The organism is Roseiflexus sp. (genome assembly GCF_057785375.1).
Map to the genome: position 1 here is coordinate 18,430 of NZ_JBYNRX010000035.1, position 23,022 is coordinate 41,451.

Genomic DNA, 23,022 nt, shown 5'->3' on the forward strand with positions numbered 1-23,022 from the left:
TCGCTCACCCAATTGACTTTTCAGACGCGCTCTTAACCTTACAGGAACTTCGTAAAGCGGTTGTTAAGCACGGGTTATGTTTTGTCGCAGCAAATCGCGAATTTCGCTCAGCAGTTTCTCTTCTGCTGATGGTTCCGGCGGCGCAGGCGGCGGTTCAGGTTTCTTGATCAGACTGTTCAGTCTATTCATGGGTACAATCACAAAAAAGTAAATGGCGGCGGCGATCAGCAGGAAGTTGATAACGGCGGTGAGAAAGGCGCCAAGCCGTACTGCTCCAAATACCAGAACATTCGAAAAGTCTGGTTGTCCTACCAGTGTAGCGATAATCGCCATCAACACGTCTTTGACCAGCGAGTCGACAACGGCGCCAAACGCAGTGCCGATCACGACACCGACTGCCAGATCGACCACATTGCCGCGCATAATGAACTTTCTGAAGCCGTCGAACATAATGGCGCCCCCTTCGCCAGACGTTTGCCACACAAATCAGTAAGCGCTCACAGTTCTATCGTGCAGGACGTCAATAAGCGATATTGATCGCTCGAGCGCGCCAGATTCGCGGGAAAATGAATGTATGAGAACTGATGCGATGGTGTTGATGCTTTGGATTATACCCTAAGTTTCAAATATATGCGATTCGTTTATCTGGGGAAGACGGCGCACAATCGACCACGCAAAACCCGGATGATCAAGGACGCGGAGCGGCTGACGTTGGCTGAGCCTGTCGAAGCCGACGTCAGCCGCAAGACGGTCGACACGGGCAATTATGGTGCAATATCTGGTTGATCGCACTATAAGATGTCGCCGGTGCAGGCGTGCGTCAAGCCTGCGCCGGCGGGCGGAAGCCCGCCCTCCTCCTGCGCGGCGCCTCCCTGCTCCAGCCTGCGCCGGCGGGCGGAAGCCCGCCCTACTTCTGCGCGGCGCCTCCCTGCTCTAGCCTGCGCCGGGCGGGTTCGGATCGCGCTCCAGGCGTCATCTGCGCTTGCACCGGCGCATAAACAGCAGTATAGTATGATGGTTGTGCCGGAATGGAGAAGCCCTGTCAGGAATCTATGTCTTTCTCCGGTCATATTCTGGTTGTCGATGATCACGACTATATTCGCAGTGCGCTGGCGCGGCAGCTCGAACTCGCCGGACATATCGTCGTCGCCCTGTCCGACGGCATTCAGGCGCTCGAGGCCGTGCGGCAGCAGACGTTCGATCTGATCTTGATCGATATTCTCATGCCCGGCATGCGTGGGGACCGTGTTCTGGCAACGCTCAAATCCGATCCTGCGCTGCGCCATATTCCGGTCATCGTCATCTCCGGCGATCAGGACCTCGATCTGGTAGCGCACTGTATCGAACTCGGCGCCGCCGATTATCTGGGCAAGCCGTTCAATGCAACCATTTTGCACGCGCGCGTCAACGCCTGCTTAGAGCAGAAGCGGTTGCGCGACGCTGAACAGGCGTATCTGCGCATGCGTCTGCATCTCTTGAGCACAGCAGCGGATCACCCGGCAACGGCGCATGATCCGGCGGTGCAGCAGGCGATGCAAAACCCCGGCAGCCCCGACGCTGTGGATCAAACGTTGCAGGCAATGCTCAATCGTCTCGAAGCGGAACAGCGCGAGCGATTGCGTGCAGAAGAGGAGTTGCGCACCCTCAACCTCATGCTCGAACAGCGCGTCGCCGAACGCACCATGCTGGCAGAGCAGCGCGCCGAGGCGCTGAAACGCTCCGAAGCGGCCCTTCAACGGCAGACAAACCTTCTGCTGGCGATTCTCAATAGCATGGGCGATGCGGTTGTTGTGACCGATACGGAAGGACGGCTGATCCATCATAATCCTGCGGCTATCCAGATGCTTGGCGATCGTCTAGTCAGCCTGCTTCCGGATGCCCCCGATGCTCCTGTGGCGCAGTCGCCCGATGGTCGTTCCTGGTGGACCCCGTGCGATCTGCCGTTTGCACGCGCGCTTCGCGGTGAAGCGGTCGATGCGGCGGAAGTGCGGTTGCCCGCTACCGACAACCATCCAGAGCAGTGGGTGAGCATCACGGCACGTCCGCTCCGCGATACCGGCGGTTTGAGCGGGAGCGTGGCGATTGTGCGGGATGTGACTGACGCCAAGCGTGCTGAGGCGGCGTTGCGCGCCAGTGAGGAACGGTATGCACTGGCAGCGCAGGGCGCAAACGATGGTTTGTGGGACTGGGATCTCCTCAGTGGTCACATCTATTTTGCGCCGCGTTGGAAGATAATGCTGGGCTACAGCGAGGATGAGATCGGCACGTCTCCCGATGAATGGTTCAATCGCATCCATCCCGATGACCGCGAACGGGTTGAACTGCGTCTTCTGGCGCATACCCGTCGCCTGATCACATCGTTCGAACTTGAATATCGCATGCTCCATCGTGATGGAAAGTATCGCTGGATGCTCTGTCGTGGGATCGCGGTATGGGATGAGAGCGGTCGAGCAACGCGGATGGTCGGATCACAGACGGATATCACTGCCCGGAAGCAGGCGGAAGAGCAGCTTGCGTATGGCGCGTTGCACGATGCGCTGACCGGGTTGCCCAATCGGACGCTCTTTATGGATCGCCTGAGCCTGGCGCTCAAACGTTCGCAGCGCGAAAAACATCTGTTTGCGGTGTTGTTTCTCGATCTGGATCGGTTCAAAACGATCAACGACAGCCTGGGGCACGCCGTCGGCGATCAATTGCTGATCGCCGTTGCGCGACGACTGGAGAGCCTCCTGCGCCCCGGTGATACGGTCGCGCGATTGGGGGGCGATGAGTTTGCCGTGATGCTTGATCATCTGGATGCTCCAGAAGATGCTGAATGGGTTGTGGAACGCATCCAGCAGGCGTTGCAGGGGCCGTTGCCGATTGGCGATCGCACAGTGTACACAACGGCGAGCATCGGTCTGGTGTTGAGCAATCAGGAGTATATGCATCCCGAGGAGATTGCGCGCGATGCCGATACAGCCATGTATCAGGCGAAGATGGGGCGGCGTGCGCGCCACGTGGTGTTCAATCCGGATATGCGCCGGAAAGCGCTCAGTCATTTTCAGCTCGAAAACGATCTGCGCAGCGCGATTGAGCATGGCGATCTCTCTATCTACTATCAGCCGATCGTGGCGCTCGCCAGCGGGAGCATCGTTGCTCTCGAAGCGCTGGTGCGCTGGCTGCATCCCCAGTATGGTCTGATCTCTCCTGAACAGTTCATTCCGCTGGCGGAGGAGGTCGGATTGATCGGCGCCGTCGGTCAGTGGGTCTTGCGGGAAGCCTGTCGTCAATTGCGGGTGTGGCATACCCGCTATCCTCATCGTGCCGATATGTGGGTGAATGTCAACCTGTCGGCGCATCAACTGGCGCAACCCGATCTGGTAACGCAGGTCGCGGGGGCGCTTGCAATGAACGATATACCGTCGCGCGCGCTCGAATTGGAGATCACCGAGAATACGTTCATTACCCATCGTGAATCTGCGGCGGCGCAACTTGCAGAACTGCGATCACTGGGCGTCGGCGTGTGCATCGATGATTTCGGCACCGGCTATTCGTCACTCAGTTATCTCAGTCAGTTCCCTGTGGATACATTAAAGATCGACCGGGTATTTATCAGTCGTCTCGGTATGGCGCGCGAACATTATGAGATTGTCAAAGCCATCATTACGCTGGCGCATTCACTTGGCCTCACTGTGGTCGCTGAGGGCGTCGAAACTGCCGATCAGTCGAGTGAGTTGCGCGCCTTACGCTGTGAGTATGCTCAGGGATGGCTCTTTGGCCGCGCACTGCCGCCAGTGCAGCTTGAGGGGTTGCTCGCCAATTATCATTCACAGTAGCACTCGTCTATGCCCAACCGAAATCTCGACGCTACACCGCTCACCATTGGTCTGCTTATCTCGATTGTTCATCAACCGTTCTGGTTGGGCGTCGTTGATGCCGCACGCAAACGCGGCGTGAATCTCCTCTGCTTCATGGGTGGAACGCTGCCAACCCGTAAACAGCCGCTGCTCAGGGTTCCGTATCAGCAAAAGTTGCCGGCGTTGTCCTTTTTCTCTCTGGCGAACAGTCCGCGCCTCGATGGACTCATCACATGGGGCGGTAGTCGGGCAGGGTTTGGCGTGAATCTCGATGAAACTGAAATGGAGGAGTTTATCGCACCCTACCGGCGGTTGCCGATAGTGAATTACGAAGGTTCTATCCAGGGCATACCATCGGTTTGGACCGATACGCGCCAGGGTATGAGCACGCTGCTTGCGCACATGATCGAATATCATCGTCGCTGCCGCATTGTGTTCATTCGCGGTCCTTTGCGCCATCTGGAGAGTGAGGAACGCTTTCTGGCGTATCAGGAGACGCTTCAACGGTACGGTATCCCCTTCAGTGCCGCGCTGGTGTATCAGGACTCACAATGGGGGAAAATCGTCGGCAGCGAGGCGATGCACACCCTGATCGACGCCCGGCGCATGCGTCCCGGTGTGGATTTTGACGCCGTCATCGGCTCAGAGATTGATTATGCCATCGGCGCACTGCAAACGCTCCAGGAGTATGGCGTGCGTGTCCCGGACGAGGTGGCGGTTGTCGGGTTTAATGATCATCTGGATGCGCAGACGTCGGGGTTGCCGATCACGGTGATGGCGAAACCATTCTACGAAGCCGGCGCTATTGCCCTCGACGCACTCCTTGATCTGATCAACGGAAAGCGCATCCCTGATCGGATTGACGTTCCTGCCCGGCTGATCGTTCGTCGCTCTTGCGGCTGCTGGTCGCTCGAATGCTCAACCGGCGCTGGCGATGCTGCGACCGGTTCCCAACCCGCTTTGGCTGAGCCTTCCGTTGACCTTCTGGTTGCAGAGATCGCGCGCCTCCGTGAAACGAAGGCGACCGCCACAAAACGATCCTGGTTCGATGGATTGATTGCAGGGTTGTCATCTGGTGCGCCAGATAGAAGCAATCTGGGACGGGATCGATTCTGGAGCGAGTTCGAGCAAGAACTGGTGCGCCAGCGTACCCGCCAGGAGATAGCGCAATGGCACGATCTGGTCTCAGAGTTGCTGTATCTGGTCATTTCGGCGCTCGATCATTCTGAACGACTGCCGCAGGCCAGTCTCGTGTTCTTGCAACGGGTTCGTCTGGCGCTGATACAGGAACGAGAGCGCGCCAGGATCGAGTTGCGCACCAGAACGATTGAGCAGACCCACACACTGCTCGAAATCAGTCAGTCTATGCTCAGCACGCAAGATGTCGATCATCTGCTCGACGTGATCGCACGACGCCTGCCTGAAATGCGCATCCGCGATTGTTATCTGGTTCTGTTCGACGATCTCCCGCCGACAACCGCCAAGGAAGTGCCAACGCAGGGACGGTTGGCGCTGGCGCTGCGGGAAGGACAGCGGTTGCCGTTGCCTGCGGATGGCATGCTGTTCCCCAGTTGCCAGATTATGCCGGATGAACTGCTTGATCATCGCCAGCCATACGTGCTGATCGTCAGTCCGCTCTTTTTTGGGTTGCGCGACTTCGGGTTTATCGCGGTGCAGGTTGGACCGCGCGAGGGGCGGGTGTATCAAATGCTGGCGCAGGAGATCAGCAGCGCCCTGCAATCGGTCTTTCTCTGGCGCGACTATCGCCAGTCGGAGTATGCGCGGCGCGAGAGCGAGGCGCGTCTGCACACGCTGGTCGAACATGTGCCGGTTGCGCTATGGGCGAAGGATACTGCGGGCCGCTACATCATGCAAAACTCTGTCATGCGAGCGCTGATCGGCGGCGATGCCCGGAAGGAGCACGATGCCGACCTCGATACCGCGCAGGCGGAATGGGCGTCGTATGAGGCATGGGCCTGGGAGGGAAGAACGGTGTCCTTCGAGCATACCCTGCTGGTTCAGGGGCAGGCGCGTTTGTTCAAACAGATTATTGCGCCTGTCCGGATGGATGGTGCGGTAACGGCGATTTTGGGGTTGATGTTCGATATTACCGAGCAGCGCACGATTGAGGATTCTCTGCGCGCTGCCAAAGAGTCGGCGGAAGAAGCGCGTCGTGCTGCGGAAGCAGCCAATCGCGCCAAGAGCGCCTTTCTTTCCAATATCAGTCACGAGTTGCGCACGCCGCTCAATAGCATCCTTGGCTACGCTCAGATTCTGCAACACGATCCTGCATTTCCCGATCATGCGCAGAAAAGCCTGCGCGTGATCCGGTCGAGTGGTGAGCATCTGCTGCATCTCATTGATGATTTGCTCGATCTGGCAAAGATCGAAGTCGGGAAAATGAAAATGCAACCGGCGCCGTTCGACCTTTCTGCCATGCTCGGAACGGTCTGCGACATGATGCAGGAGCGGGCGGCTGCCAGAAATCTGGCGTTCGCGCGGGATTTTGGGCGCCTGCCACAGGCAGTCATTGGTGATGAGCGACTGCTGTCGCAGGTGCTGGTCAATCTGTTGAGCAATGCGATCAAGTTCACGCGCAAGGGTGTGGTCATCCTCAAGGTCGATAGGTCGCCCGATCAAGGGGATGATGTCCGATTTCAGGTGATCGACAGCGGCATCGGGATTGCGCCTGAGCATCTCGCAGTGATTTTTCGCCCGTTCGAGCAATTGGGCGCTCAGACCGGTGAGAAAGGAACCGGTCTCGGGTTGACGATCTCACGCGAACTGATTGCGTTGATGGGTGGCGTGTTGCAGGTGCACAGTACGCCAGATGTGGGAAGTCGCTTCTGGTTCGAGATCCCGCTGCCGGTAGCACAGCATCCAACTTCGGTCACCGTGCCGGTCGAGCGCCAGGTCGTCGGCATTGCAGGTCTCGCGCCGAAAGTGTTGATCGTTGATGACGATGAAGACAACCGTGCCATTGTGCGCGGCATGCTGCAACCGCTGGGGTTCATCACGGCAGAGGTGCAGGACAGTAACGAGGGACTGCGTCAGATGGCAACGTTTCATCCCGATGTCGTCATCCTGGATCTGGTGATGCCGCATCTGAATGGACTGGATATGATTCGGCGCATTCGCCAATGCGTTGCGTATCATCACATTGTGCTGATTGTGAGTTCCGCCAGTGCGTACCCTGATGATCGTGCGCAGAGTCTGAATGCTGGTGCACAGGCGTTCATTCCCAAGCCGATCAACCGCGCCATGCTGATTGAGACGCTGCAACGCCTGCTGCCGCAGGTTGAATGGCGCTACGCCGAACTGTCCGTCGATCAGCCGTCTCCGGCAGTATCGATGCTGCCGTCGCGCGCGATACTTGACTCGCTGTGTGAACTGGCGCGTATTGGCGATATCGACGCTATTCAGCACACGATCGATGCATTGGTGCAGGAAATGCCGCAGGCGGCTTCGTTTGCTGCACAGGTGCATTCCTTTCTGGAACATTTCCAGATCGGTCAGTTACAGGCATTCCTGCAAAAATCTAGAGCAGAAAAATGAATCAATCGCCGGATACTGTTCTTGTTGTTGATGATACGCCTGCCAATCTTGCGGTGCTCTTCGCGGGGTTGAAGCACGCCGGCTTTAAGGTGCTGCTGAATGAGCGCGGTGAAGTCGCTTTGCAAACGGCTGTCGATGTGCATCCCGATCTGATCGTTCTCGATGTGATGATGCCTGGAATGGATGGATTCGAAACCTGTCGCCGCTTGAAAGCCGATCCTCGCACAAAAGATATTCCGGTCATTCTGATGACGGCGCTGACCGATCCAATCGATGAGGTGACCGGGCTGCGCGCCGGCGCTGTTGATTATATTACGAAGCCAATTAACGTCGAGGTGGTGCTGGCGCGCATCAATACCCACCTGACTCTACGAAAACTCTACCGCGCTCTCGAACGAAAGCACGCTGCCCTGGAAGAGGCGCTTGCCACGATCAAAACCCTGAGCGGGATTATTCCGATCTGTGCGTGGTGCAGCACCAACATTCGCGACGAGCAGGGCAACTGGGTGAGCGTGACAACCTATCTCGAAACGCACGCCGATGTGTCATTCAGCCATACGATTTGCCCGGCCTGCTATGAGCGCCTGATGAACGAGCCGTCATAATCTGCACGATGCCTATGTTCCCCACTCGAATACTGCCGTCACCAGTTCGCACTGCTCTCGCAACGCCTGGTAGATCTCTGGAGCGCGTTCGGGTGAAACCACAGCGCTGATCAGATCACGAGTCTTCAAGCGGCGCCGTTGCATCAGATCGAGCGCCGTGCGCAGGTCGCGCGGTCCTTCGTCGCGGGTCATGAGAATTGCCAGTTCTTTGCGGAATGCCGCTTGATAAGGGAAACAGAGGGGGTCGGCATAACTCCCCTGCACCAGGTAGCGCGTATTGCTTCCAGGCGCATGGTCCCATGGGACATCTTTCGCCAGTTCGATTGCCTCCGCAATCACCGATGGCGCACCGGTTGCATCGACAATCACATCGACGCCAGCAGGAAATCGTTCGCGGAAGGCTGTTGCAAGATCGTCTTTGGCGACGAACGCTTCGATGCCGTAGCGCTGCGCCAGCTCGACACGTTGCAGCGAGCGGTCGACTGCCAGAACGCGCGCACCACTGAGTGTGTGCAGTCTGGCTGCCAGTTGGCCGATGACTCCCAACCCGAGGACAGCGACAGTTTCGTGTGGTAATGGGTGAGCAATGGTCAGGCCACGATACGCAATGGCTGCCAGTTTTGCAGTCACGGCTTCCAGTAGATCGACGCCGATCGGTACAGGTATTGCCTGTTCGGCGGGAAGTACGGCATTGCTTATATGCGCTCCCCACACCAGATGCGCATCGGCGCGCCGTGTTCCCTTGCAGAAGACGATCTCGCCGGGGGTGTGCGGTGTTGCCGGACCGGCGCGCACCACCCGACCGACCATTGAGTATCCAGGTATCATTGGCCATCCAGGAATTCCTGCCTGCAGACCAGCAAGCGTGCGCAGTTCGGTGCCAGGACTGATGCAGGTGTAGATGGCTTCCACCAGCAGTTCGCCCTGTGCGGGTTCGGGAATCTCGACCGTGCCGCACTGTACCTGATCGGGCGCCGTGAAAAAAATGACGTCTGTGCGCATTATGGTCGCTCCTGCTGGTGCGTTTTTGCCGGATGACGGTTGCTAGAAACAAAGACGACAGGCGCATCGCGCCTGTCGTTCAATCTGGTGGAGCAGAGGGGGATCGAACCCCTGACCTCAACACTGCCAGCGTTGCGCTCTCCCAACTGAGCTACTGCCCCGTGCTCTGGTGGAGGTGAGGGGGCTCGAACCCCTGACCTCGACAGTGCGATTGTCGCGCTCTCCCAGCTGAGCTACACCCCCACAGCGATGCATAGTATAGCACGCTGCAGGGGGCGTGTCAAACGTAAACGTGGTGTATACAGACAACCGTTGTACTATGGAACCGCCATCGCATTCGTAGTACAATCCGATAAAGCCGTTGATTGAAGAGGTGCATCATGCGCTCGCTGACACATATGCGCAACCTTTCGTCCTTACTGATCCTGCTGATGATCGCAGCATCGTTCGCGGTTGAGCAGGCAATAGCGGCGCCGCAAACATTCACGGTCACCAAGACGGCCGATACCGCCGATGGCGTGTGCGGCGCCGATTGTTCGTTGCGTGAAGCGATCAGCGCGGCCAATGCCAATCCTGGCGCCGATACGATCATTCTGCCCGCCGGGACCTATGCGCTGACGCTCACCACCACCCTGGAAGATGACAACGCCGATGGCGACCTCGACATTCGCGATGACCTGACGCTGATCGGCGCCGGCGCCGCTACGACGACCATCATCGCTGCGGGGGGCGATCGTGTGTTTCATCTGCTGGCGACGGCGACAGTCACGATCACGGGAGTGACCCTGCGCGGAAATGGCGACGTTCCCGGCAGCGGCGGCGTGATTCTTGTCGTGCCGGGCACGAGCCTGACCCTGCGCGATAGCGTGGTGCGCGACGGGCGCGCGGGGCGCGGCGGCGCTATCGAGGTCCTTGGCGATGGGGTGAACCAGGCCAGCGCCAGCGCCACGATTGAGCGGGTGACGTTCACCGGCAATCGGGCGGCCAGCCTTGGCGGGGCGCTGAGCGTGTTTAACGGCGGCGCTGCATCGCTGACCAATGTGACGATAATCGGTAACAGCGCAGGCAATAGCGGCGGCGGCATAAGCGTGTCGCTCGATCAGGCGCTGATCAATCCGCCCAAAAGCTCGGCGACGCTGAATAATGTCACCATCGTGCGCAATACTGCCGACGATGATCGCAATGACATCGGTGAAGGCGGCGGCGTCTCGGTGCGCGTTGATGCGCAGGTTATCAATCAATTGCGAATGCGCAATACCATTATTTCCGACAATGCCGACCTCAGCCCTACGCCGGAGCGGGTCAATCCAGATTGCTTCAATATCCTCGAATCCCAGGGGCATAATCTGATCCATCGCGACGCCGGCTGCACGATTGTCGGCAACCTGAGCGGCAATATCATTGGCGTCAGCGCGCGGCCTGGCGTATTGCTCGACAACGGCGGATCAACGCCAACGGTCGCGCTGTTGAGCGGCAGTCCGGCTATCGACGCAGGTGATCCGGCGGTCGGCAGCTCATGCGCCGCAACCGATCAACGTGGTGTGGCGCGCCCGATCGATGGGGATGGCAACGGACTCGCAATCTGTGATATGGGGGCGTATGAGGCGCCTGTTCTGGGGGATGCCGATCTCTCGGTCATCCTGACCGCACAACCGAATCCGGTCGAACCCGGCGGTGTGCTGACCTATTCGATTGTCGTGCTGAATGCCGGTCCGGGTGCAGCGGGAAGCGTCCAAGTTCAATTCACGCCGCCGTCCGGTGCGACGAATCTGCAAACCGGCGGGATGGGATGGGAGTGTGTGATTGCCAGCGCTGTTACCTGTGGTCGTGGCGCGCTCTCAGCCGGCGGCGTCGCTCCAGCAGTCACCATTGCGTTGCGGGTCTCATCGCCTGGCGGCGTGAGTACGGCGACGGCAATGGTTTCATCGACGCAGCGCGACCCGGCGCCGGCGAACAATACCGCGACTCTCAGCGTCGTTCGTGGCCGACCGTACATCTGGATTCCTCTCGTGACGCGATAAGAACATGCCGGCACGTCATTCATCACTGGTATAATGTTGGCGTTGTGGTATCCCGAAGAGGCATATGGTCAAAACCTGGCGCGATTACAATTTCCCGCTGCTACTGTGTGTCGTTATCCTGTTGGGCTTCGGTGCGGCCATGGTGTACAGCGCCACCCTGCGCGATCCGCTGACGCAGGGATACTTTTCGCGGCACCTGGTCAATCTGCTGGTGGGATGCGCCGCTATGGCGTTCCTTACCGCGCTCGACTACCACGTCTTCGAAGCCTGGATCGTGCCGTTCTATCTTGGCGCCGTGGCGCTGTTGGGACTGGTGCTGGTGATCGGTCAGGTCAGTTCCGGTGCGCAAAGCTGGATCGACCTCGGTGTTCGGACCTTTCAGCCCTCGGAACCGGCGAAACTGCTGGTCATCCTTGCGCTGGCTGCGTACTGGTCGCGTAACGAACGCGAACCATATGCATGGCGCGTTGTCATCACCAGCCTGATCCTGGTGGGCATTCCTACGACGCTGGTCTTTCTGCAACCCGATTTTGGCACCGCGCTGGTCTTTGGCGCCGTCTGGCTGGCAATGGCGCTGGCGGCTGGCGTCCAATGGCGGCAATTCGCTGTGTTGTTGATCGCCGCCATCCCCGCTGCGATCTACGGTTGGACGCACATACTCCGTTCCTATCAGCGCGATCGTCTGTTGATCTTTATCGATCCGCTGAAATACGACCCGGAACTGAAACAGGGCGCATGGAACATCATCCAGTCCCTGACGGCGATTGGGTCTGGCAGTCTGACCGGGCGCGGATGGACGCATGGCTTGCTGAGCCAGGGCAACTATTTGCCGGTGCAATATTCGGACTTCATCTTTGCCATTACCGGTGAAGAACTGGGGTTTATTGGAGCGACGCTCCTGCTCGTCTTCCTGGGTATGACGATTTGGCAGGCGCTGGCGATCGCCCGCGTGGCGCGCGATTCTTTCGGGCGTCTGATTGCGGTGGGCATTGCAGCCATGCTGTTGTGTCATGTCCTTGTCAATGTCGGCATGAATATGAGCATTATGCCAATTACCGGCATCCCTCTGCCATTTATCTCCTACGGCGGCAGCTTTACAATGACGACGCTGGCGGCGGTTGGATTACTCCAGAGTATCGCACTGCGCCGACGTCGCATTACCTTCTAGGCGACATTGCTGCAACAATCTATTAATTTTTTGCGTCTCATTTCCAGGAATCGAACGTACTGGTCGCGCAGCGACCCTGAAAGCCTGGGAATGCAATGAAGTCTCGTCTGGTGCGCAGTCGTCGTGATGCGGTCATCGCCGGGGTGTGCGGTGGCCTTGGAGAATATTTTCAGATCGATCCGGTGATCGTTCGCCTGATTTTTGTGCTGGTCACGCTGACTAGCGGCATCGGTTTTCTGCTGTATCCAATCCTGTGGATCATTATGCCGAAAGCGCCGCCTGATGCGGGGCAACAGTTGGAAGCGCAGGACGCTGTGTTCAGTCGTCGGGCATATCACGCCCAGTATGCCCGGCAATCCGGCTATGCCGAGGCGCCATGTGCCGATACATCTTCCGAGCCGCCTAACACGGGGCAGACGATCAATCTGCGCATGGACCCGGAGGCGTTGCCGCTGAGCGCCGCGAAATCGGCGACGCGGCGGCGCCTGAATTGGTCAGGGATTATACTGATTGGGCTTGGACTGATCTTTCTGGCTGAGCAGTTCGGCATCGATACCGATATCGTCTTTCCACTGCTGATGATCGTCGCCGGAGGAATGCTCATCTTCCGCCATCGCTAGCACTGCGCTACGATGCTGCATAATGCAGCGCAGTCGGTTCAGACGCCATATCGACGGCGCGTGCCAGGGGCAGGCTGATGCTAAAGGTGGCGCCGCGCCCGGGCATGCTCGAGACGCTAATAGCGCCGCCGTAACTTTCCACAATAGTCCGGCTGACGCTCAATCCCAGACCGCTTCCCGCGTTGCGTGTCGTGACAAACGGCTGAAAGATAGTGCTCTGATGCGCCGGTGCAATGCCCACGCCGGTGTCACTGATCTCGACAATCGCGCGTTCGCCGGTGCTGTAGGTGCGCACCGTGAGCGTGCCGCCTTCCGGCATGGCTGATACGCCGTTGAGAATGAGATTAACCAGCACTTCACGCAGGTCCGCCGGATGACCGCGCACCGGTGGGACGGGCGCCAGCGCCATGTTGACCGTGACCGAACGACGGTTTCCCCAAAAGGGCTGGGTTAGGCGCAGTGCATCGTGGACCAGCGCCGTGAGCAGCACAGGCGACATTGTTGCTTCCGACGACGATGTCGTGCTGCGAATGGTGAGCAGACGCCGTAAGAGATAATGTCCATCTCTGGCAGCCTGTTCGATGGTCTTGAGATCGTCCTGGAGATGGGACGGCGCCGTTTGCTGCAGCAGCTGAGCGTGCCCCAGCACTGATGCAAAGAGATTGCCGATGTCGTGTGCGGCGCCAGCCGCCAGGGTCGCCCGCAACCACATTTCTTCGATCTGCCGCAATCGCTCCTGGGTCAGACGCAGTCGTTCGTCACGTTCTTCGAGGGCGATCCGCTGTCGGTGCGCGCTCAGCCAGAGTCCTGCAATCGGCGCGATCTGATGGACAATAGCGCGGAGATGCGGATCGATTTCAGTAGATCGCTGTGATACGAGCAATTGTCCTTGCGCTTGATCAGCGCACATCAACGGCACAATATCAGTATGGTAGCCGTGCTGATTCAACCAGGCGATGAACGGCGACAGACACTGCGTCGGCGGCGGCGATGGCGGATCCTGTGTGTCGCGCGTGATCAGCAGGCGCTCTGTCGACTCGCCGAAGACGAAGAGGTCAACACGTGTATCGGGGAACACATGAATAACTGCGTTGTGGATGGCTTCTACAAGCCCTTCGGTGTCGGGTGCATCGACAATTCGACGTAGCCTGGTCAGCATGTCAGCAAGCAACGACGCAGGGGATTGAGATTCGAATCCGCTATTCATGGCGACTCGTCTTCTATAATGATGCAGCGGACGTTGATGGCTGCACCGATTGCCGACGCTTTTCCGCCAGATCTGACGTGTGCGTGAGTATTCGATGTTCGGGACATAACGATGCTATGTTCCGTCAACCTCAGCGGCAAGCTCGCCCAGGAATTCGCCAACGGTCCGCGCGCGCGCGCGGATGGCGGCCAGCGTGGCGCGATCATGAGCATCGAGTGTCACGTAGTAATGAGGATGGGCGTCGGCTGCATCGAACGGATCGCGGAGCAGCCGTTCCGCCAGCGCGGGGTCAGCGGCAGCAAGGAGCGCCAGGCGAGTCAACGCCGGTCGTGCGCTTTGCCCCTGAACCAGGCGAGGACGCTTCTCGGTCGATGCCGCAGGCGTACTGAACGCGAGCATGAGATGTTTCCTTTCCGACTCAGGCGTGCGACTGAACAACAGCCATACCAGCACGCCGCCGACGATCAGCAGATCGCCAGGACTGACAATGAGGGTGAAGAGATCGGTTGTGACCGGCAACCAGTCAGAGAGAAGCCAGAGCGGCGAACCGTGAACGACAATATCCTTCGAACCTTCCAGCAGCATGCCGGTTTCAAAATGATACCCCAGACCTGCCAGGATGTCCGCTCGCACCGGCATAGCGCCGCCATGCCAGGCCATTGCCAGCATGTTAAGCGCCGCACCGCCAGCGACGAGCGGGACGCCAGCGATGCGATAATTGCAGCAACACCATAGGAGCATTGCCATCACCGATACGGCAAACATTCCACGAATGTGTATGCCGAGTACGTGTCCGACCTGTGGTGTGGCGGCAATTGCCAGTAACAGGTTGTAACGTGGCCATGCCGGCGCTCGCCACAGCGCAATGACCGCTCCGACGAGCGCGCAGACAAGATAGACGACGAACAGGTTCATATTTTACCGGTTCACAATGGTCGTCGACGGTCCACGGATGGGGGGTGGCGCAAGGGGCGCCATTGCTGCTGCTGCGATTGTGCCAACCAGAAGCGCCGCTGCAAGTGCTCGCAGGATCTTCGACCGCATGGCAGATTGCCTCCTCACAGATAGATGCTCATACCGGACAGTGCTGGAGTGCTTGCTGGAACTGGCATAATCATAGGATACACGGTTGACTCGTCATTGACTGTTCATTGACTCAACGAGTTAATATCGTGTAAACTAGCGTCCCTCTCCAAAAGTATACAGGCGTGTCGTAGCATTCAGGATCTGTATCGATGAAACACTCCGGAATCCGCTTTCTTCTCCCCTACATGGCGCCCTATCGGAGGCATCTGATTGTTGGAACGATCTATGCCCTGATCAGTGCGGCTGCCAGTGCATTCAGCCCCGCGTTGCTTGGGCGCGCGATTGACGACGTACTGGCCGGCATTCGCGCCGATCAGCTGATGTGGTACGCCGTCGGGCTTGTCACATTGGCAGCCACGCTCGCCGTGTTCAGGTATCTGCTCCGTATGCTGACCGGTCAGATTGCGGTGGGGGTCAGTTATCGCATGAGCCAGGACCTGTTCGATCGGGTGTTGCTGTTCGATCAGGCGGCGATTCAAAGCTACGGCGTTGGTGAATTACTCTCGCGCGCCTCGAACGATTTCATTTACATCTGGCGCTTCTACAGCGCAGGCTTTCAGATGTCCATGCACGCGCTGTTTCTGCTGACGATCGGAACGGGGCTGATGGCGCTGACCAGCCCGCTGCTGGCGATTCTGGTCGTTGTGTTGCTCTTTGCCAGTCTTGGGGCGCAGGTTGTGCTGGGCCGCGTGCTGGAGCGCGCCTTCGACAAAGTGCAGCAGCGTATGGCGCACCTCTCGGCGTTTGCTCAGGAGCATCTGAGCGCCATGCGTATGCTGGCGGCATATGCGCAGGAACGCCCGATGGCAGCGGCGTTTCAACGCAGGAATGATGACTATGTGCGCAGCAATCTCGATTTTGCACTGCGTTCAGCCGCGATCGCGCCGTTGCCCGGTCTGGTGGTGCGTCTGGCGGCTGCGCTCGTGCTTGGCGTTGGCGGCGCCCTGGTGATCAATGGAACGATTTCCGTTGGTCAGTATGTTCAGTTTATCGTCTATCTGGGGTTGCTCAGTGCGGCAGCGCAACAACTCAGCCAGGCATATGAGCGTTTGCAACAGGGGAGTGCGGCTGCCGGACGAATCGGCGAAGTGCTGCGCCGTCGTCCGCGCATTGCGGATGCGCCTGATGCCATCACGCAGATGTCTTCCGGTGATATCTGTTTCGAGAGCGTGGGTGTGCGCGCGTCGGGTGATGGTCCCTGGATCGTGCGTGGCATCAATCTGCGGGTCCCGGCCGGTGCGACGCTAGGCGTCGTCGGTGCGACCGGCGCCGGGAAGAGCACGCTGCTGAGCCTCGTCGGGCGGGTGCGCGACCCCGATGAAGGGCGTATCACTGTCGGGGGAGTCGATATCCGCAGCATACGACTGGACACGCTGCGACGCTATGTGGCGTATGTGCCACAGGAGCCGTTGCTCTTCAGCATGTCGGTGCGCGATAATATCACCCTCGGACTTACTCGTGCGCCCGATGAACTGGTACATCGCGCCGCTTCCGCCGCCCGTCTGACGAACGATCTGGCGCAGTTGCCGCAGGGCCTGGCGACGATTGTCGGGGAACGCGGCGCAACGCTTTCCGGCGGGCAGAAGCAGCGTACCGCCATTGCACGCGCGCTGGTGCGCGACCCGGCGATCCTGCTGCTTGACGATACGCTGTCGAGCGTCGATACCCAAACGGCTGCCGAGATCATGCGGGAACTCGCCGCAGCGCGTGAAGGTCGCACCGTCTTGATCGTCAGTCAGCGCATGGCAGCCGTGCACGACGCCGATCAGATCATCGTTCTTCACGATGGACGCATTGTTGAACAGGGCGATCATCAATCGTTGCTGGCGCTCAATGGACGGTATGCGGCCATGTATCGTCGTGAATTGCGTCAGGCTGAAGAGGCTGAGGAGTCGCACGAATGACCGATGATTCTTCCGCAACGCGGTCGGCGCCGGTGCGCGGACAGGATGCCGCGCTGGTTGCATTGCTCGTCAGTACAATGGCGCCCCGCTGGCGAATCCTGGCGCTGGCACTCATCATTCTGCTGGCGACTGCGGCGTTGAATGCGGTGCCGCCGGCGCTGATGCAGCAGGCAATCGATGGACCGATCGCGCGTGGCGATGCCGATGGTCTGTGGATCATTGTGGCGCTCTACGGCGCTGTGGCGCTTGCCATGTTTGCGTTGCAGTATGTCTACACGCTGTTGCTGCAGATCGCTGGTCAGCGCGCACTGGCTGATCTGCGCATGCGACTGTTCGAGCATATCACCCGCCAGGATCAGGGGTTCTTCGGGCGTATGCCGACGGGCGATCTGGTGACGCGCCTGACCAGTGATGTCGATACCATCAATGCGCTCCTGTCGAGCAGCGTGGTGACCATCCTGGTTGAAAGCGTGACTTTGCTGGTGATCGTCGGGGTTATGCTCGTTGTGAACTGGCGTCTTGCGCTTCTGTCGCTGGCGGTGCTGCCGGTATTGGCGCTGGTGACGCGGTTCTTCCGGCAGCGCATTCGGCGTTCCTCCACGGGTGAGCGCACGGCGTTGGCGCGTGCTAGCGCCTTCTTGAGCGAACGTATTGCCGGAATGACCGTGATCCAGTTGTTTGGCGCGCAACGGGCAAGCGCAGCAGAGTTCGACGGTTACAACATGGCGTATCGCCAAGCGTTGCTTGGATTGCGTCGTCAGAGTGCGCTGTTCCTGGCGTCACAGGAAATCCTGTCGTCGGTTGGTCTGGCGCTCGTGCTGTATGGCGGCGGGCAGGGAGTGCTGGCGGGATGGGCGACGCTTGGCATGCTGGTTGCCTTTGTGCAGTATACCGAGCGCGCATTTCAGCCGATCCTGCGGTTGGGCGAGCAGTACAATACGGTTCAGATCGCGTTGGGCGCTGCGGAACGCATCTATGCCATGTTGCAGACAGCGCCGGCAGTCGTTGCGCCGCCGGTTCCTGTGACTCTGCCGCGGGTGCGTGGCGCTATCGAGTTGCGCCATGTGAGTTTCTCGTATGTGCCGGAGGAGCCGGTGCTACGCGATGTCTCCCTGAGGATACCGGCCGGTCAGAATGTGGCGATTGTCGGCGCAACAGGCGCCGGGAAATCGAGCCTGGTTGCGTTGCTGGCGCGGTTCTACGATCCGCAACAGGGGCAGGTTCTGCTCGATGGCGTCGATATTCGCCGGTTGGACCTCAGCGCGCTCCGGCGGGTTGTTGCCGTGGCGCCCCAGGATCCGATCTGCCTCTCGGGGACGATTGCCCACAATATTCGCCTGTTTCGTGACGATATCAGCGATGTTGATGTGCGGCGCGCCGCTGAATTGGCCAATGCGGCATCGTTCATCGAACGGCTTCCCGGCGGTTACGAGTTTGAGGTGTTGCCAGGCGGCGCCAATCTGTCGGTCGGGCAACGACAATTGCTGGCGCTGGCGCGCGCGCTGGCGCTCAGTCCAGAGGGCGTGCTGGTGCTCGATGAAGCGACGTCGAGCATCGATAGCGCCACCGAACGCCTGATCCAGCAAGCGCTGGAGCGCATCCTGCGCACCCGCACCAGCGTGGTGATTGCTCATCGCCTCTCAACCATCCGCAACGCGGACCGGATTCTTGTTCTGCATCGGGGGAAGATAGTCGAAGACGGCGATCACGAAACGCTGCTGATGCGCGGCGGGTTCTATGCGCGATTGCACCGTCATCAGTTTGCCATGCACTAAGTCAGTTGCTGGTACAATGCCGCAGTCCCTGGTTCTGGTGCGGCGCCAAGCGCCCGCAGCGCACCTTTGAGGTGCTCGAATGTGGAGGTCACCAGGGTGCGATTGCCATAACGGGCGGCCAGGCGCATTAATTGCGCGGCGGTATGCTCACGGCAGCCATCGATCTGCAGCACGTGCTGGTAGTGGAACATCGCCTGTTGCGGCGCTTCGTGCTCGATGGACCGGGCATACTGTTCGATCGCATCGAGGTAGCGTTGCTGGAGATGCGCCCGACGCGCTTCGACCCACAACCCGGCGCTCATGGGCGCGCCCGGAAGGAATTCACCACGATAGAGCGCCATGGCGCGCTGGATGGAGTCGGGTCGGGTTGGGGTCTCAAGGGCGCGCTCCAGTTCACGCACATCGTATTCGATCTGGTCCCATCCGCTGCGGATGGCGACAGCCCCCTCGCGCGCCGATGCGGCCAGCCCGGTTTGCAGGCGCAACCGTCGCAGCGCCCGGTGCAACGCCGGCATCGAAATATCGACATCTCCCTATACTGCTTCCCACAGACGCTCGACTGCCAGGCCCTGCGGGCCGGCATCGAGAAGTCGGATCAGGAGAGCGCGGTGCAGTTGAGACAGTTCGACCGGTCTGCCATCGACCAGGCACTCGAAGCCGTCAAGCGCGGTAATCCGCCAGCGGGGGGAGGCAGGACGACGAATGGCTGTGGTCACACGCGCAGCAAGTGATGTGTGAGGCGCAGCGGCTTCAAAAAGGGCGCGATGAATCGAGGCGAAGTGGTGCAGGATAGGGTCGGAGAGCGTGCTGGCGCGTGCAGCAAAATCGCGCCAGGCTTCAGCGGCGCCATGCCAGCCGGTGCGAGAAAAGGCGAGTTCGGCGCGCAACAATGCCGCATAGGCGCGCTCTTCCTCGCTAAGTGATGCCTCGTATGTCGTTGCCTCAGCCAGAAGATCGGCAAGATGCTCCCGATCCGGCGCAGGTTGGCGCCATGCCAGCATTGCCCGCGCCAGTGCCAGGCGTCCACGCACCTCTGGCTGGAGTGGCTCAGTGATCGCGGCAACCACATCATGCCACGCAGATGCAACGTCCGTTTTTCCGGCGAGGAGCGCAGCCCAGAATGCGACCACTGCTGCCGCCTCCGCGCTACTGGCGATGTCGAAATTGGCGGCCAGGGCATGCGCTTCGGTAGCGCAATTGATTGCTGCTTCAAAATCGCCCTGGCGCAGATGCAGTTCTGCCAGACTGCAAAGCGACACGGTTTCTTCGCGTCGCAACCTGATCTGTCGGGCGATGTCCAGTCCGGTGTCGAATGCTGTGCGCGCTTCAGCAAGTCGTCCCTCTTCCAACGCTATCACTCCCAGGTTATTGAGAGTCAGAGCGCGTCTTCCCTGATTGCCGGACGCTTGCCAGCAGGCGTCGGCGCGCTTGAGATAACGAAGAGCCGATTGGCGATTGCCCTGCGCAGCGTATGCCCAGCCAAGGTTATCGTAAATATCCGCCAGTGCATCGGGATTATCCGCCGTATCCGGCTGAGAGGCCGCAATAGTGTGAGCCTGTTCCAGCTCCGTAATGGCAGCCGCGATTTCCCCCGCCATGATATGCGCGCGCCCGGCAGCTATGGCATACTCCAGACTCAGCCGGTCATCAAGAGTATCACGATCGACAGTTCTCAATGTTTGCTGGGCGCGGGCGTAGTCACCCTGAAGCACCTGCACTTCCGCCTGAAGGATCTGCGCCTCTGCACGAACCTGTGCAGACCCGGTTGCTTCCGCGATCTGGAGTGCCAGATATGCGCGTTCCCAGAGCGCCAGGTCGCTATATACTCGCGCCTCTGCCAGCAAGAGATCGGGAGGGAGCAACGATGGTCGTGCGGTGTGCGCCAGCAGGAACGGCGAGTCGCCTGCGCGCAGATGATCGCTGTTCGATCGTGATCGCGCACTATGCAGACGTTCAAAACACGCAAGCAGGGTTGTCTGACGCGAACACCGGCGCAGGCGCGGCACGGAGGAACGCAGCACGTTGATCGCCTGCTGATCATCGCCAGCCGCCAGATAGCAATCGAGTGCGCGTTCAATATCGTCCTCGGCGGCATAGAGGTCGCCGGCGGCGCGCAGGAGCGTCTGATGCCGCTGTGGATCGCGCGCCAGGCGTGATCGCAGGTAATCGCGAAACAGACTGTGATACGACAACCATCCGGCGCGGCTTGATACGAACAGACCACGACGCTTGATGTCATCGAGATATGCTGCTGCGTTCGTCGTCGAACGCAACCGATCACAACGACGCGGCGACAGATCTTGCAGAACGCTGGTGTCCTCGAGAAAACGCTGGAGATCGGCAGGGAGCGGCGCCAGAATCTGTTCGGCAAAATAGGCGTACACCTGACTCGTATTGGCTTCGATAATGGCAGCGCGTCGGGTTGCAAGCGTTGCCAGGCGTTGATGTTGATCGGTTGCCCGCCCTTCATGCGCAAGCGGTTGATCCAGCGACAGCACAATACCGGTAACCCAGCCGCCAACCGCTGCGGTCAGTTGATCCGCTTCCTCATCAGAGAGGGTCAGGTCCGCAGCGACTCCTGCCAGACGTTGCGTATCGGCGCGTTGGAACTGCAACACGCTATAATCGAAGACCGCAGCGCGTTGCTGCGCAACCATGCGCACCATGCCGTGCAGGGCTGGCAGCGTGCGCGAGGCAAGCACCAGATGGCATCTGGTTGCGTACTCGGCAATCGATGCGAGGAGGGCGAAGACCAGCGACACGCCGGGAATCGGTTGCGCCTGATCATCCTCCAGCACATGCACATCATCCAGTATCAGGGCAAAGTGCTCGGGTGCATCAGCAAAGGCGAGCGCAACCTGCTGTGAGATCTCTGCCAGTCCTTGAGGAGGGGTTTCGCTGAGGCGCGCTGCAATCTCCGCCGATCCTGGCGCCAGATCAGCGGTGCTGTGGAGCAGATAATCGAGGAAGACCTTTGGATCGCGATCAGTGCTGTCGAGCGTATACCATGCAGCAGGCATCGTTTGTTGGGCAACCCACTGCGCCAGGGCGGTCGTTTTGCCCCAACCGGCGGGTGCAGCAAGGGCAACGACGCGCTTGCTGCGAATTGCGCGGTCGAGCAGCGCGAGAACATGCGGGCGTTCGATCAGCGGTCGCGCCGACGTCGGGACAATAAGCTTCTGCTGGAACCGCAGCGCCATAGTCGTTTCGTATGTCGCATAAACCACGTACAATGATCGTAGAAGGTTACGCCGTTATTGTCAATCGTGAATTGACCGGATTTTAACGATAAGCGGCATCTGTAACCGGGATGTCATTTTCATCATCTGGCGCCTTGCCATACGATAGGGTGCAGGTCTACAATGCAATTGATAGGAATACCAGCATGTTGATCAGATCCATGCGCGACTCTCCAACCGCGACAGCATCATCGTTTTCTGGGGGACGCAGGGCGGCGCCGCTGACGGTGTGGGCAGGTTCGCCGGGGATCTTGTTGATCCACGGCTTTGGCGGCGATCCGGCGGAAGTCCGTCCACTGGCGGCTGCATTCCTTCGTGAAGGATACAGCGTGCACGCGCCGCTGCTCCCTGGTCATGGCGCGCTTCCCGATGAACTTGCTGGCGTCCAGTGGCAACAGTGGGCGGAAACGGTGATGCAGGGCTTTGCCACGCTCCGTCACCGTTGCTCTGAGGTGGTGGTGGTTGGTTTTTCGATGGGGGCGTTGCTTTCGCTGCTCCTGGCGGCGCATCTGCCGGTTGCGCGCTTGGTCGCGCTGGCGCCGGCGCTGACGTTGCGTGGTCAACTCCTGGTGAATCTGAGCGGTATCGCACGGCACGCCATTTCGTGGTACTATCCGTTCGCAGGCGCTGATTTCAATGACCCGACGCTGCGCGCGTTGATACGTCAGCGGGTCCCGGATGCCGATCTTGATGATCCGTCGGTCTGTGAGCAGTTGCGCCGGATGGTGCGGGTGCCGCTGGCTGCGATCTATCAGTTGACGCTGCTGCAACGGTATGCCCGCCATGCGTTACCGCGCGTCACGGCGCCAACGCTGGTGGTGCAGGGGCGCGATGACGCCACCGTCGATCCGCGATCCGCTGAACAGGTCGCGCGGTCGATCGGCGCCACCGACTGCCGGCTGGTCTGGATGGAAGGGTATGGACATCAGTTGCTCCTTGGCGAGGGCGGTGAACGGGTTGCTCATACCATCGTCGCCTGGCTCCAGGGGCGTATGTAGCGC

At 59.6% G+C, this 23,022-nt stretch carries 16 protein-coding genes and 2 tRNA genes; 9 read left to right on the plus strand and 9 right to left on the minus strand.

From position 1 onward, the window contains the following. Positions 1-63 precede the first annotated feature (63 nt). Complete coding sequence (gene mscL, locus AC3EA7_RS05820) at positions 64-450, minus strand: large conductance mechanosensitive channel protein MscL (RefSeq protein ID WP_488613094.1); 387 nt, start codon at positions 448-450, stop codon at positions 64-66. Positions 451-1,052: 602 nt separating this feature from the next. Between mscL and AC3EA7_RS05825 the strand changes: the two genes are divergently transcribed. From AC3EA7_RS05825 to AC3EA7_RS05835, 3 genes are read left to right on the plus strand one after another with little or no spacing between them, the layout of a single operon-like run. Continuing rightward, the gene (locus tag AC3EA7_RS05825) at positions 1,053-3,818 is read left to right on the plus strand and encodes a two-component system response regulator (protein ID WP_488613095.1); all 2,766 of its coding nucleotides are present in this window, start codon (positions 1,053-1,055) and stop codon (positions 3,816-3,818) included. Between the two features lie 9 nt (positions 3,819-3,827). Further along, positions 3,828-7,394, plus strand: coding sequence for an ATP-binding protein (locus tag AC3EA7_RS05830; protein WP_488613096.1), 3,567 nt, complete (start codon positions 3,828-3,830; stop codon positions 7,392-7,394). Continuing rightward, positions 7,391-7,999 (plus strand): response regulator, encoded by a 609-nt coding sequence (locus tag AC3EA7_RS05835; protein WP_488613097.1) that lies wholly within the window; start codon positions 7,391-7,393, stop codon positions 7,997-7,999. Before AC3EA7_RS05830 ends, AC3EA7_RS05835 begins: the two co-directional genes overlap by 4 nt. A gap of 12 nt (positions 8,000-8,011) precedes the next feature. Here AC3EA7_RS05835 and AC3EA7_RS05840 read toward each other — a convergent pair whose 3' ends face one another. The 3 genes from AC3EA7_RS05840 to AC3EA7_RS05850 form a co-directional block, all read right to left on the minus strand. Then, positions 8,012-9,001: a zinc-dependent alcohol dehydrogenase gene (locus tag AC3EA7_RS05840; protein WP_488613098.1), complete on the minus strand. Its 990-nt coding sequence runs from the start codon at positions 8,999-9,001 to the stop codon at positions 8,012-8,014. A gap of 85 nt (positions 9,002-9,086) precedes the next feature. Further along, positions 9,087-9,162, minus strand: a tRNA-Ala gene (locus AC3EA7_RS05845). 6 nt (positions 9,163-9,168) lie between these two features. Beyond that, positions 9,169-9,244: transfer RNA gene (locus AC3EA7_RS05850), tRNA-Ala, on the minus strand. 137 nt (positions 9,245-9,381) lie between these two features. On the opposite strand from AC3EA7_RS05850, the gene AC3EA7_RS05855 reads away from it, so the two are divergent. From AC3EA7_RS05855 to AC3EA7_RS05865, 3 genes are all read left to right on the plus strand, one after another. Then, positions 9,382-11,022 carry a choice-of-anchor Q domain-containing protein gene (locus AC3EA7_RS05855; protein ID WP_488613099.1) on the plus strand — a complete coding sequence of 547 codons (1,641 nt, stop codon included), beginning with the start codon at positions 9,382-9,384 and terminating at the stop codon, positions 11,020-11,022. Positions 11,023-11,086: 64 nt separating this feature from the next. Further along, the gene (gene rodA, locus AC3EA7_RS05860; RefSeq protein WP_488613100.1) at positions 11,087-12,190 is read left to right on the plus strand and encodes a rod shape-determining protein RodA; all 1,104 of its coding nucleotides are present in this window, start codon (positions 11,087-11,089) and stop codon (positions 12,188-12,190) included. Between the two features lie 95 nt (positions 12,191-12,285). Then, positions 12,286-12,810 carry a PspC domain-containing protein gene (locus AC3EA7_RS05865; RefSeq protein WP_488613101.1) on the plus strand — a complete coding sequence of 175 codons (525 nt, stop codon included), beginning with the start codon at positions 12,286-12,288 and terminating at the stop codon, positions 12,808-12,810. A 7-nt stretch (positions 12,811-12,817) separates the two neighbouring features. Here the strand turns inward: AC3EA7_RS05865 and AC3EA7_RS05870 are convergent, their stop codons facing one another. The 3 genes from AC3EA7_RS05870 to AC3EA7_RS05880 form a co-directional block, all read right to left on the minus strand. Next, positions 12,818-14,017 carry a sensor histidine kinase gene (locus AC3EA7_RS05870; RefSeq protein ID WP_488613102.1) on the minus strand — a complete coding sequence of 400 codons (1,200 nt, stop codon included), beginning with the start codon at positions 14,015-14,017 and terminating at the stop codon, positions 12,818-12,820. A 114-nt stretch (positions 14,018-14,131) separates the two neighbouring features. Then, a complete protein-coding gene (locus AC3EA7_RS05875) occupies positions 14,132-14,932 on the minus strand; it encodes a DUF5317 family protein (protein WP_488613103.1) in 801 nt (266 codons plus the stop codon). Between the two features lie 3 nt (positions 14,933-14,935). Further along, on the minus strand, positions 14,936-15,061 hold the full coding sequence (locus AC3EA7_RS05880; protein ID WP_488613104.1) for a hypothetical protein: 126 nt from the start codon (positions 15,059-15,061) through the stop codon (positions 14,936-14,938). A gap of 191 nt (positions 15,062-15,252) precedes the next feature. On the opposite strand from AC3EA7_RS05880, the gene AC3EA7_RS05885 reads away from it, so the two are divergent. Both AC3EA7_RS05885 and AC3EA7_RS05890 read left to right on the plus strand, forming a co-directional pair. Beyond that, positions 15,253-17,007 carry an ABC transporter ATP-binding protein gene (locus AC3EA7_RS05885; RefSeq protein ID WP_488613105.1) on the plus strand — a complete coding sequence of 585 codons (1,755 nt, stop codon included), beginning with the start codon at positions 15,253-15,255 and terminating at the stop codon, positions 17,005-17,007. Next, positions 17,004-18,782, plus strand: a complete 1,779-nt coding sequence (locus tag AC3EA7_RS05890) for an ABC transporter ATP-binding protein (protein ID WP_488613106.1) — start codon at positions 17,004-17,006, stop codon at positions 18,780-18,782. The genes AC3EA7_RS05885 and AC3EA7_RS05890 overlap by 4 nt, the downstream gene beginning before the upstream one ends. Here the strand turns inward: AC3EA7_RS05890 and AC3EA7_RS05895 are convergent. Both AC3EA7_RS05895 and AC3EA7_RS05900 read right to left on the minus strand, forming a co-directional pair. After that, the gene (locus AC3EA7_RS05895) at positions 18,779-19,297 is read right to left on the minus strand and encodes a bacterial transcriptional activator domain-containing protein (protein WP_488613107.1); all 519 of its coding nucleotides are present in this window, start codon (positions 19,295-19,297) and stop codon (positions 18,779-18,781) included. The genes AC3EA7_RS05890 and AC3EA7_RS05895 overlap by 4 nt on opposite strands. An 18-nt stretch (positions 19,298-19,315) precedes the next feature. Beyond that, complete coding sequence (locus AC3EA7_RS05900; protein WP_488613108.1) at positions 19,316-22,009, minus strand: winged helix-turn-helix domain-containing protein; 2,694 nt, start codon at positions 22,007-22,009, stop codon at positions 19,316-19,318. Between the two features lie 158 nt (positions 22,010-22,167). Between AC3EA7_RS05900 and AC3EA7_RS05905 the strand changes: the two genes are divergently transcribed. Further along, positions 22,168-23,019, plus strand: coding sequence for an alpha/beta hydrolase (locus tag AC3EA7_RS05905; RefSeq protein WP_488613109.1), 852 nt, complete (start codon positions 22,168-22,170; stop codon positions 23,017-23,019). Positions 23,020-23,022 lie beyond the last annotated feature (3 nt).

Coding starts and splice junctions, on each gene's coding strand:
- AC3EA7_RS05835 (WP_488613097.1), top strand. CDS start 7,391: ATGAATCAATCGCCGGATACTGTTCTTGTTGTTGATGATACGCCTGCC.
- AC3EA7_RS05865 (WP_488613101.1), top strand. CDS start 12,286: ATGAAGTCTCGTCTGGTGCGCAGTCGTCGTGATGCGGTCATCGCCGGG.
- AC3EA7_RS05840 (WP_488613098.1), bottom strand. CDS start 9,001: ATGCGCACAGACGTCATTTTTTTCACGGCGCCCGATCAGGTACAGTGC.
- mscL (WP_488613094.1), bottom strand. CDS start 450: ATGTTCGACGGCTTCAGAAAGTTCATTATGCGCGGCAATGTGGTCGAT.
- AC3EA7_RS05890 (WP_488613106.1), top strand. CDS start 17,004: ATGACCGATGATTCTTCCGCAACGCGGTCGGCGCCGGTGCGCGGACAG.
- AC3EA7_RS05830 (WP_488613096.1), top strand. CDS start 3,828: ATGCCCAACCGAAATCTCGACGCTACACCGCTCACCATTGGTCTGCTT.
- AC3EA7_RS05905 (WP_488613109.1), top strand. CDS start 22,168: ATGTTGATCAGATCCATGCGCGACTCTCCAACCGCGACAGCATCATCG.
- AC3EA7_RS05870 (WP_488613102.1), bottom strand. CDS start 14,017: ATGAATAGCGGATTCGAATCTCAATCCCCTGCGTCGTTGCTTGCTGAC.
- AC3EA7_RS05825 (WP_488613095.1), top strand. CDS start 1,053: ATGTCTTTCTCCGGTCATATTCTGGTTGTCGATGATCACGACTATATT.
- AC3EA7_RS05880 (WP_488613104.1), bottom strand. CDS start 15,061: ATGCGGTCGAAGATCCTGCGAGCACTTGCAGCGGCGCTTCTGGTTGGC.
- rodA (WP_488613100.1), top strand. CDS start 11,087: ATGGTCAAAACCTGGCGCGATTACAATTTCCCGCTGCTACTGTGTGTC.
- AC3EA7_RS05855 (WP_488613099.1), top strand. CDS start 9,382: ATGCGCTCGCTGACACATATGCGCAACCTTTCGTCCTTACTGATCCTG.
- AC3EA7_RS05875 (WP_488613103.1), bottom strand. CDS start 14,932: ATGAACCTGTTCGTCGTCTATCTTGTCTGCGCGCTCGTCGGAGCGGTC.
- AC3EA7_RS05895 (WP_488613107.1), bottom strand. CDS start 19,297: ATGCCGGCGTTGCACCGGGCGCTGCGACGGTTGCGCCTGCAAACCGGG.
- AC3EA7_RS05885 (WP_488613105.1), top strand. CDS start 15,253: ATGAAACACTCCGGAATCCGCTTTCTTCTCCCCTACATGGCGCCCTAT.